This is a genomic window from Sedimenticola hydrogenitrophicus (genome assembly GCF_029017505.1).
GTDB classification, from domain to species: domain Bacteria; phylum Pseudomonadota; class Gammaproteobacteria; order Chromatiales; family Chromatiaceae; genus Sedimenticola; species Sedimenticola hydrogenitrophicus_A.
Genome location: NZ_JAQGEI010000064.1, coordinates 1 through 10,647, shown reverse-complemented (window position 1 = coordinate 10,647; position 10,647 = coordinate 1). Strand labels below are relative to the sequence as shown.

Genomic DNA, 10,647 nt, shown 5'->3' with positions numbered 1-10,647 from the left:
TAACCGCATCGCAATATATGTGGCATTATTGCTCATGAAGCTTTCCTTAATCCGCGTTATCTCACCAGCAATACCGTGCCACTGATCGTTCCAGGCTCATCCGTCACGCGAATATTTAGTGCTTCTGTACTGATTCCCTGCTGTTGATAATTGCTGATCAGCCAACTGATTAGGCGATTGAATTCCGCATTTTCAAGGTGCACCCTTACCTTAGCGTCACCCTCTGGCATTAAACGCTTGATGGCGGTCTTGATACCGCTACTCTCGCTACTCTGATCAATTAATGACAGCAGTGAGCGTCCAATTTCTTGACTTGGGGTGTTTTTAAACTCGTCGAGTTCATTGTATTTACCGATGATCTGTTGCAGTCTTACAACATCCGTCTCTATCGCGTTCACCTTATGGAATGCTTGATCTACTGAACGATTCGCCGGTTCGATTATCAATAGATATACGATTATCAGTAGAAGAACGAGTAAGCCAAAGCTGACAATAAATCGCTCTCTTTCAGCAAGGGAATAAAACCATGCTCTCATGATGTAAGCCTTTCTATCTTTATCTTTGCTTCAACATTATCGCCTCGGACGACAGTAGAAAGAATCTCTACCGCAATGGAATCGGTACTCCCGACCTTTTGTTTAAACTGTTCTATGGATTCAACACTATTACCGCGCATACGAATCAACAAAACCCCTTCACGAAATTCTATTGCCTGAAACTCCAGCTCGCTGCTTTTCTGCAGCGCCTGTCCGGCACTATAGAGCAGGTGGAGAAGGTCATCCTCTCCTTTTCCATAGTTACTCTTACGTTGATCAAGGAGTTGTGTTGCCTGTTGCAACGGGTCAACAACACGCTTCACCTCGGGAAAGGCCTCTTTGAACAGGGTCATAATTTGAGCCTGCATCTCTGTCTCCTTCTGGTATAACATCCAATATTGGTAGCCCGTTGTACCCATATGAATTATCAACGCCATAACCATTAATATGCTGGCGGGCCACCAGTTTTCCCTTTGTCCTCCAAGCAATTCTCTGTCCGTAAAACCCTGCAGCAGATTTAGTCCTGGTCGCTTACAATCGATACTTGTAAATAATGGCAATCCCGAGCCAGTGGACATATTGAGAGTGAAACCTTCCGTCGCCAAACTGGCTACCTGAGATGGATCACAAATGACTCCATAGATATCGAGTACCTGACTGGATTCGCCCCCTTGGCCTGTTGTTTTCTCAGGATTTTGCTCCTTTCTGATGTGAGTCAACAATATACTTAGCAACTCTGATGTACATTCAAATCCGCTGAATATGCCAGTTCGAACAACGATGCGCTCGCCCTCAAACGATAAAGACCAAGAGTTGCTATTCAATGGTAGAGCCAATGGTTCAGGCAGGACCCATTGTGGATATATTCCTGCAGCAGCAAACTCATTTAAAAGATCGGCAAGCTTTTGTCGTTGAATAATGGCAACTGGGGTAAAGCCATCTGATTGCCGCGAAGCCGCCACGAAATGCAGCTTATCGACATCTTCCGCCAGTCGATCTTCCAATGCATAGGGCAAGGCAGTGGCCAGATTACGTTGGCTACCTTCGGGTAGTTTTATGTCAGTCAATAACAGCTGATCGCCTGCGATCAGAAACACCACACGATTGCCTTTTGCGACACTGGATAACTGCTCGAATGACCCTTGTTCCGGCTCTGCCTCTTTTATAATACCGGATTCAAGAGTCAACCACTCGAGCTGAGTTTTATCCTGGGGATTTAGCCTGACAATCAGCCGATTACTCATTAAATACCCCTCTGCGTACTCGCTGTATCACTCGACTCCGTCCAGTATTGCTGCGCTTAATCACTGATTGGTACCCCAATACTAAGTGTCCGTGGCGCACGTCCCCATTCACCTGGAAATAACTACTGGATGTGGTAAGCCCTTCTTCGGTGATTTCCAGCCCAGCCAGTGCCGGATGCTCGAGAAAGCGCTTTATAGATTCAAAGGGCGCCTCAGTTCTGGTACTTATGATTGCCTGCGCATCCGCTTCACTGAATCCGTCAGCCAGTATCATAAGAATGTGCTCTGGAGCTGTGTTCACATTGATGGCGATTCGTTCTGGCAAGGTCACGACATAGGGTATCAGTAATTCATAGGCATCCTGGGTCATACCATCCACAGCGAGCAGTTCACTTGGGTGAACCATGGGAACGTTCGCCGTTCGATAGGGCGGCGATGCATTATTGTAAGTCATATCCTCGGCGCCATTGGGATAACGAACTTCGCTATCAGAGTCCATCCAGTCTATAACCGCATCGATGAGATCAGGTGACAGGTCGTGGAGCTTGAGTAAACGCTGAAACCTTGCCAATTCGAGCTTATCAACCCCTTGATCGCCCCTCAGATTGTTGATATTAAAGCGCCCTTGCATATCATGAATGTTGGCGGCCAGCTCACCGCCAGACACAGCTGTCTGCTTGATGGGTATATTCCAATAGTCTGCGGCACTGTCTGTTGTGTTCTTCTGCTTATCCCTGTCCAGCGCACCAATCGCCCAGGCGTCGATACCATGAACAAGGAGCCATGCTTGTTCAAGCCGAAGGATGTTCTCGGTTTTATGGATATCCCGTTGCTGACGCGAGACCATGGAAACTGCCAGTACAGTGGCAATACTGACCGCCAAAATGGCAGTTATTAAAGCGATGCCTCTGTTTTTTTCCGGGAAGTTGTTCATGAGCCCACGAGAAATATTCGGGTAATCTCTCCCACGCCCTTTATCGACAATTTCACCTCGATAGCTCGTGGAATGGCGTGTTTGTCGGCCTTCTCTCTCCCCGGTGGCCAGTTGTGATTCCATTCATCGCGGCTTTCACCATCCCCCGAAAAAAAACGAAGTTCAATGCTCTTCAATTCATCGGCTAATAACTGCCGACTTGGTACGCTGCCCTGTACACGATCCAAAGTTGGCCAAACCGAACGGATCAGCCGGCCTGCCATGAGTTGATAGGTGACTCGACGCAATGATGGTCTCCCGCTCCAGGCGCTATCCACACCCCCCCGTGTCAACTGCAACACCAAGTCATCCGACCCACCACCGTTGACGGCGCTTTCAATCTCACCAAACTCATCACGTACACTCCTTGGTACAATCTGGCTAATATCCTGCTGTAAGAAAAGGAATGTGCGTTGTATGGCACTCAAACGCTTGGCCACCTGATCGATATGCTCTCGCCCAGACATCAGCGAACTCAGGCCGCCATAGGCCATAGTCGCCATAATAGAAAAAATTGCTATGGCGACAAGCAGTTCAAGCAACGTAAATCCTTGGGTGCTACGCCGTTTCATTCGAGATCTGCCGAAAGGTATCCGACCACCTTGACAACAGATCGTCCCTCCGAACTTTCCTGCGTGACCGACACCTCCACTTTATGCACATATTGATCCGCGGTTGCGGTCAAGACCGCTTGCCAATGCCAGTCCCTTCCCGCCATCTGATCTACCCCTGACAGCTGACCCACTGTTATTGGCTTGCTGCCCAGCTGCAATTGCGCTATCTGGTTCAGTGCGACCCATTGAGCCAGCGTGCGACTCTCAAGATAGGTCTGGTTGGAGGCATTCTCGCCGACCCCTTTTACCAAGACCGTCATGGTAATGGTGAGAATGGCTAATGCGACCATAACTTCCATGAGGGTAAAACCTCCCTGCACTGGCTGGCTCACAATAGATCCTGTGCCACCGCCGCGAGATCAAGCTCGCCGTCTGACGTGGCCCTGACTTGATACCCAGCCTGCTTATCCTCATTAAATATCACGATCTGAAAAGGCTTAATTTCACCACTCGGGAAAAAAATAACTTGGGGTTGTACTTTGTTTGCTGGCGTACTTTCCGAGATGTCGTCCAAAATCACTTTATGGCCATCATCATACAGCTCCAACTGCCAATCCTGGGGGAGAGCATGAGTACTCAGTACGGTGGTTTCGTGTAAGGGTTTCCATGCGTTGCGCCCTGCAACCATGAATCGATAACCGTTTGACTGAAGCAAAATGCCAATGGGCCTGCCGCTGACCAAGGCCTCTTCGGTGGCGAGCAAAAGCAGGTGCCGGAGCCTGCCTGCCTCCTCATACAGGGAATGTTCACCATCACGCGCACCTACACGCAATATGGTGTAACTGCTCACTATTCCAATAATGAAGATCACAACAAGCAGTTCGACCAAGGTAAAGCCACGGACATATGTTGGGCTCGGTTCCAGCCGTGTTTCTGAATGAATCACTCCAAGTCCCAGTTACCAATATCCGTATTTGCACCTTCACCACCGGTCACGCCATCTGAACCCAGTGAATAAAGATCAAAATCCCCATGGCTTCCAGGCTGCAAATAGAGATAAGGATTACCCCAGGGGTCTTTCGGGATTTTTTTCACATACCCTCCCTCTTTCCAGTTCGCCCCCGAGGTGAGACTGCTCGGTCTGGAAACCAGCGCTTCAAGCCCATCATCTGTTGTCGGGTATTTGAAATTATCCAATCGGTATAGATCGAGGGCAGATGCCAATGCCCGAATATCCTGTTGCACGCGCGCGGTACGCGCCTGATCTGGCCGGCTCATGATTTTTGGCACGACAATAGCCGCCAGAATGCTCAAGATGACGACCACCACCATAATTTCTACCAGGGTAAACCCTGAACTTCTGACCAGCTGAGTCCTTCCGATATTGCGCTTAAATGACACCAGACACTCCTTAGATTCCTTTTGCCAGATTGAATACTAACCGATACTCTGTTCAAGCAATAGTAAATAATCTTCTAACTAATTTAAATACTACCTCATAAAGAGTGGTATAAAAGGCTTTTTTTTCGTACCATTATCATGCTTGATCCGTAGATAGGAATATAAGTTATTTGAGGCTATCGCAAGCTGATTCGGATTATAAAATATACCAGTAATTTCGATGAGTTAGGTGAGATTCCGTGTAATGCCAGCCAATTGCCGTATGCATTTTTGACTCGGCCTCGCTGTCTGCCAATCAACTGTTTATCAAGGAACGTCAAGACAGTGCCCCAATATTCAGCAGGAAATATAACTCACAATCGACTGATCACAGTCGCCTCGGCGGTAGCATTTGGGTTTGCTTGCTTTCAATTGGCGGTTCAGTTCATTCCCGAAAGTGGGGCCGTTACCACACCCACGCCAGCAGTTAACAGCAGCGCATCGCCCGATAAACTGCCAACACCCAATTATGACGAACTCGCAAATTGGAATTTGTTCGGCAACCCAAAAGTAAAAACTAAAGCCAAAAAGGTTGTTCCAATTGTCGCCCCTGAAACACGTTTAAAACTTGAGCTTCAGGGCATTGTTTACAGCAACCCACCAGCGGATGGAATTGCCATTATTTCAGAACCTGGAAAACCACAAAAGACCTACCATTTGGGTGACGCTCTCCCAGGGAATGCGACGCTTTATGCTCTGGAACAAGACCATGTGATTCTACAACGAAATGGCCGGCATGAGACACTCACACTCCGAAAGTCGCCTGATATGCAGACACCTATGAATGAAACAACCGTCCAATCGGATCTACCCGTGCAACGAATGCAAGTAAGTACCGATAAAAAAATAATCTGATCCCCTATGCAACCATACCAAGCGCCTCAGGTATTGAGCATCAGGATCGACAATAAAAAAAGGATTGATTAATGCAGTTCAGATTGCTTACCGGCATTTTGCTTCTTTTGCTCTCCAGTTTCATCCTCGCACAAGAGGAAGACAATATGACCCTCAACCTCAATGATGCGGACATTCGGGCATTTATCACCACCGTATCGGAAATGACAGGGAAGAACTTCATCATTGACCCACGGGTAAAGGGCAGAGTTACCGTTGTTTTCTCTACGCCCACCACTCGCGAAAATATATACGATATTTTTCTTTCCGTTTTGAAAGTGCATGGCTTTTCCGCTATTCCCAGTGGAAACGCCATTAAAATCGTCCCCGATGCAGGGGCCAAACAGGACAACATCCCTACGGTATTGGAAAATGCCGAAAATAGGGATAACGATAAGCTACTCACCCGTGTGGTTCAGGTTAATCATGCAGATGCTACACAACTCGTTACCATTTTAAGGCCACTCCTGCCACAACATGCGCATATCGCCGCACATCCGGGTAGTAATACATTAGTCATTGCCGACACGGCTGCAAATGTAAACCGTATAGTGACTATTATTCACCGGATAGACCAAGCCAATAACTTCGGCATTCAGATCATAAAACTTAAGCATGCACAAGCTAACCAAATGGTACAAACACTCAAACCGCTCATCCAGGAAGATTTAGCCAAAACAAAAGGCATTGCTCAAAACCAAAGTATCACGGCGGATGAAAGAACCAACAGTTTGATACTGAACGGTGATCCCAATTGGCGGCTCAGTGTGCGCCAGATTATTTATCAACTAGACTCGGTGATCGAGAACGAAGGAAATACAGAAGTTATCTATCTCCAATACGCGAATGCCAAAGAGCTTTCAGACGTGCTCAAAGGTGTTGGTGATAAGATGATCAAGAACGAGCAGGGAAAAAATAGTGGCACGACTAATATTAATCCCTTCGACATACAGGCTGATGAGACAACAAACGCCCTCGTCGTCACCGCGCAGCCTAACCTGATGAAGTCCCTTAAAGGGGTAATTCAAAAACTCGATATCCGTCGTGAGCAGGTACATATAGAAGCCATAATTGTTGAACTGAAAGATGATATGGCCATTGAACTGGGTATCGAGTGGCAGACCGCGATCCCATCAAACGGCGTCTTCGCAGGAAGCCGTGTACCACTGACAGGCACCACAGGTTCAAGCATTGGATCCTTTCCCGACACCATCGGCAACGGCATCAGCTTCGGCTACTTTTCCGGGGGAAGTATCCGGGCATTGTTAAAGGCTTTCAGTTCAAATGGTGACAATAACATTTTGTCAACGCCCTCGCTGGTCACCCTGGATAATGAAGAAGCCTCTATCCATGTCGGCCAGAATGTACCTTTCGTCACGGGCCAATTCACCAACAATGACAGCAACGCCGGTGCCAACCCCTTCCAGACGATTGAGCGTCACGATGTGGGTATCAAGCTGAATGTGACGCCACACATCAATGATGGTAACACCATCAAACTCAAGATCGAGCAGGAGGTATCCAGTGTGGAGCCTGGGACTTCGTCCGAAGGGTTGATAACCAACAAGCGAGCAATCAACACCACGGTCCTGGTGGATGACGGAGAGATAGTCGTGCTGGGCGGTTTGATTGACGACACTTTGAGTGAGACGCAGTCAAAGGTACCCGTATTGGGTGATCTACCATTGCTTGGGGTTTTGTTCAGTAATAAACGAACCGTCCATGAAAAGAAAAATCTGATGGTTTTTTTACGTCCACAGATACTCCGTGATAAATCCGCAAATCGAAATCTAGCGAAACAAGAGTACACGCGGATTAGAAATAACCAACTGCAAAACCAGGAAGATGGGGTACAACTGATACCTTATGAAAAACCGCCTTTGCTTCCTGAGATAACCCCCAATCCCGACATTAAAAAGGAAGATGCTGCCCCCCCTACCCCGGAGTTCGAGAATGTTCAGAAAAGCGCGTCGAAGCCTGGCACGAAAGATTCTGATAATTTTCATCTCACCTTCCCCTCTTCAGTCGATCGGGGATCAGATAATCAGCAGATTTTTCTAGACTATTAACAGCAATGGATCGAGCGCTTGAGCACCAGACCACGATGTCTACTTCCATACCTTATGGCTTTGCCAAGCGCCACAAGATTCTAATCAATACTCAAAATGAATCAGAGGCGACGATTACTATAGTAAGCAACACAACCGCCCAGGCCATTCTGGAAGTACAACGCTATCTTTCTGTTCCGCTGAGATTTGACACTGTTGACCAAGCGGCATTTGAGCGACTACTACAAACCATTTATGAACATGGATCCGGCCAAGCCCAACAGATGGTAGAGACTTTGGGGGATGATCTCGATCTCACCGACATCGCCCTGACACTGCCGGAGCCGGAAGACCTGCTGGAGAGTGCCGATGAGGCGCCGATTATCCGATTGATCAATGCATTATTGGCTGAAGCGATCAAGGAGAACGCCTCTGACGTCCATATCGAACCCTATGAAGACAAATTGGCCATTCGATTGCGGGTTGATGGGGTGCTACGTGATATTTTGCATCCGCAACGTGCGTTGGCACCCCTTCTGATTTCGAGAATCAAGGTAATGGCGCGGCTCGATATTGCAGAGAAAAGGCTTCCACAAGATGGCCGAATCTCTCTTCGCATAGGAGGACGTGCTGTCGACGTCAGGGTATCCACCCTGCCGGCCAGTCACGGAGAAAGGGTGGTGCTTAGGCTATTGGATAAACAGGCGGGTAAACTCGATCTTCCGTATTTGGGCATGGAAGGTACCGAGTATGAAACGGTAAAGCAGCTAATCCGCCGACCCCATGGCATTATTTTGGTTACCGGACCTACCGGTTCAGGAAAAACCACTTCCCTCTATGCAATGCTTTCCAAGCTCAACGAGCGAAGCCGAAATATCCTTACGGTAGAAGACCCGATCGAGTACTATCTCGATGGTATTGGTCAGACTCAGGTCAACACCAAGGTTGATATGAGCTTTGCCAGGGGATTACGCGCGATTCTTAGGCAGGACCCGGACGTTGTCATGGTAGGCGAAATTCGTGACTTGGAAACCGCCGAGATTGCAGTACAGGCCAGTTTAACCGGCCACCTGGTACTTTCCACACTTCATACCAATACAGCAATTGGTGCTATCACCCGTTTACGGGACATGGGTATCGAGCCATTTCTTCTCTCGTCGAGCCTTATTGGTTCTATCGCACAGCGGCTCGTTCGAAAACTCTGCGATTCTTGCAAATCCGCTTATACGGCTGAAGAGACTGAACGCAAATTGCTCATGGTACCCGAGACCGCCTCTCCTTTGACACTCTACCGTGCGGAAGGCTGTCCGAATTGCAATCATCTCGGATTCAAGGGCCGGGTAGGTATTTTCGAGGTTTTCAGCCTGAATGATGAACTGCGTAATATGATCCATAAGGGTGCTGGGGAACATGCGCTGGAGAAAGCGGCCAGAATCCACTCTAAAGGCATTAGGGAGAATGCACGCAGTCTAGTGCTTCAAGGCAAAACAAGTCTTGATGAAATCCTTCGTGTCACGCATGAAGAGTAACCCATGGCGGCATATGAATACCAAGCCCTGACTGAAAAAGGGAAAAAAATAAAGGGATTTGTCGAGGGTGATACACCTCGCCGGGTCAGACAGACCCTGCGCGAACAAGGACTAGCCCCCCTGTCTGTTGAATTGGTGAAAAAAAATGGTGCGCGCCAGGGGGATAAAACCGACAGCAGCCGAATAAGCATCAAAAACCTCTCCCTGTTGACCCGACAGCTTGCCGTCCTGGTGCGTTCTGGACAACCACTCGAAGAGGCCTTGCTGGTGGTTGCCGAACAAACAGAAAATAGTCGAGCACGTAGATTAATCACCAGCCTTCGCACGAAGGTTTTAGAAGGGCAAAGCCTTTCCCACGCCATTGATATGTTCCCGAACGCATTTCCTTCCCTCTATCGCGCCACTGTAGAGGCGGGTGAATCTTCTGGGCAACTGGATGATATTCTTGAACGCCTTGCAGTGTATTTGGAAAACCGCGAGCAGACTCGCCAAAAGCTCCAACTTGCAATGATCTACCCCGTTCTTCTAACTGGGATATCATTTCTTGTCGTGCTTGGATTATTGACCTTTGTCGTGCCTGAAATCGTTGGAGTCTTCAATGACCTGGATCAGCAGTTACCGGCACTGACTCAAGGGTTGATCACATTAAGTGAATTACTGAAGGCCTATGGTATTCACCTTCTCATAACTATTGCTCTACTTTGGGTTTTACTGAAGCAACTACTAAAAATAAAAAGCCTCCAGTTAAAATTACATCGTATTCTGCTTAAACTGCCACTTATTGGTAAATTTTCCCGTGGCACCAACACCGCCAGCTTTACCCGTACGCTTGCTATATTGACCGGCAGCGGTGTAGAACTGTTGGAGGCTTTACGTATCGCAGGGCAAGTCACCCCAAATCTGGCCATTAGTGGTGCCATCAAATCAGCCGCGATCAAAGTACGTGAAGGGGGGATGCTCAGTAAGGCCCTCGCTCAGAGCAGACTCTTTCCCCCCATTACTGTCCATTTGATAGCAAGCGGTGAAAGCAGTGGCCAACTTGCAGAAATGCTCGAAAGTGCAGCGCTAAATCAGGAACGCGAGATCCAATCATTTACCGAAATGACGCTAGGAATATTCGAACCGGTACTGATTCTGGTAATGGGCGGGGTCGTGCTGACCATTGTAATGGCAATACTGATGCCGATATTTGAGATTAATCAGCTGGTCAATTGAGGGACGGCTATTCGTCACGAGGAAATCAGCGCTATCGGCAAAACAGACCTGTCGGTTATTCCCGCGCTGGAGGTAGTGTTCATAATTCTGTGTCATTTCTTTACCATAGTGCAAAAAGGAATGACTGATGACAACACAAAAACCCAACTTTAATATGGAAGCCGCCATCAAAGCCCTGCGTGAAGGCAAGGACCTCACCGGCAAGGATGGTGTA

The 10,647-nt window shown here is 48.1% G+C and carries 11 protein-coding genes; 4 read left to right on the top strand and 7 right to left on the bottom strand.

The features are described from left to right. Positions 1 to 56: 56 nt before the first annotated feature. From gspM to gspG, 7 genes are read right to left on the bottom strand one after another with little or no spacing between them, the layout of a single operon-like run. Positions 57 to 536: a type II secretion system protein GspM gene (gene gspM, locus O9K64_RS22890; protein WP_275100444.1), complete on the bottom strand. Its 480-nt coding sequence runs from the start codon at positions 534 to 536 to the stop codon at positions 57 to 59. Further along, entirely contained in the window at positions 533 to 1,780 is a 1,248-nt protein-coding gene (gspL, locus tag O9K64_RS22885; RefSeq protein ID WP_275100443.1) for a type II secretion system protein GspL, read from the bottom strand. The genes gspM and gspL overlap by 4 nt, the downstream gene beginning before the upstream one ends. Then, a complete protein-coding gene (gene gspK / locus O9K64_RS22880) occupies positions 1,773 to 2,714 on the bottom strand; it encodes a type II secretion system minor pseudopilin GspK (RefSeq protein WP_275100442.1) in 942 nt (313 codons plus the stop codon). The genes gspL and gspK overlap by 8 nt, the downstream gene beginning before the upstream one ends. Beyond that, positions 2,711 to 3,325 carry a type II secretion system minor pseudopilin GspJ gene (gene gspJ / locus O9K64_RS22875; RefSeq protein WP_275100441.1) on the bottom strand — a complete coding sequence of 205 codons (615 nt, stop codon included), beginning with the start codon at positions 3,323 to 3,325 and terminating at the stop codon, positions 2,711 to 2,713. The genes gspK and gspJ overlap by 4 nt, the downstream gene beginning before the upstream one ends. After that, positions 3,322 to 3,687, bottom strand: coding sequence for a type II secretion system minor pseudopilin GspI (gspI, locus tag O9K64_RS22870; protein ID WP_275100445.1), 366 nt, complete (start codon positions 3,685 to 3,687; stop codon positions 3,322 to 3,324). Before gspI ends, gspJ begins: the two co-directional genes overlap by 4 nt. Positions 3,688 to 3,695: 8 nt before the next feature. Beyond that, positions 3,696 to 4,253, bottom strand: a complete 558-nt coding sequence (gene gspH, locus O9K64_RS22865; protein ID WP_275100439.1) for a type II secretion system minor pseudopilin GspH — start codon at positions 4,251 to 4,253, stop codon at positions 3,696 to 3,698. After that, positions 4,250 to 4,708: a type II secretion system major pseudopilin GspG gene (gene gspG, locus O9K64_RS22860; RefSeq protein WP_275100438.1), complete on the bottom strand. Its 459-nt coding sequence runs from the start codon at positions 4,706 to 4,708 to the stop codon at positions 4,250 to 4,252. Before gspG ends, gspH begins: the two co-directional genes overlap by 4 nt. A gap of 324 nt (positions 4,709 to 5,032) precedes the next feature. Here gspG and O9K64_RS22855 point away from each other — a divergent pair, with 324 nt between their 5' ends. The 4 genes from O9K64_RS22855 to gspF all read left to right on the top strand — a co-directional run bounded on the left by O9K64_RS22855 (position 5,033) and on the right by gspF (position 10,433). Continuing rightward, positions 5,033 to 5,602 (top strand): type II secretion system protein N, encoded by a 570-nt coding sequence (locus tag O9K64_RS22855; protein WP_275100437.1) that lies wholly within the window; start codon positions 5,033 to 5,035, stop codon positions 5,600 to 5,602. A 71-nt stretch (positions 5,603 to 5,673) separates the two neighbouring features. Then, positions 5,674 to 7,710, top strand: a complete 2,037-nt coding sequence (gspD, locus tag O9K64_RS22850) for a type II secretion system secretin GspD (RefSeq protein WP_275100436.1) — start codon at positions 5,674 to 5,676, stop codon at positions 7,708 to 7,710. Positions 7,711 to 7,745: 35 nt separating this feature from the next. Next, entirely contained in the window at positions 7,746 to 9,218 is a 1,473-nt protein-coding gene (gene gspE / locus O9K64_RS22845) for a type II secretion system ATPase GspE (RefSeq protein WP_275100435.1), read from the top strand. Between the two features lie 3 nt (positions 9,219 to 9,221). Next, positions 9,222 to 10,433 (top strand): type II secretion system inner membrane protein GspF, encoded by a 1,212-nt coding sequence (gene gspF / locus O9K64_RS22840; RefSeq protein ID WP_275100434.1) that lies wholly within the window; start codon positions 9,222 to 9,224, stop codon positions 10,431 to 10,433. Positions 10,434 to 10,647 lie beyond the last annotated feature (214 nt).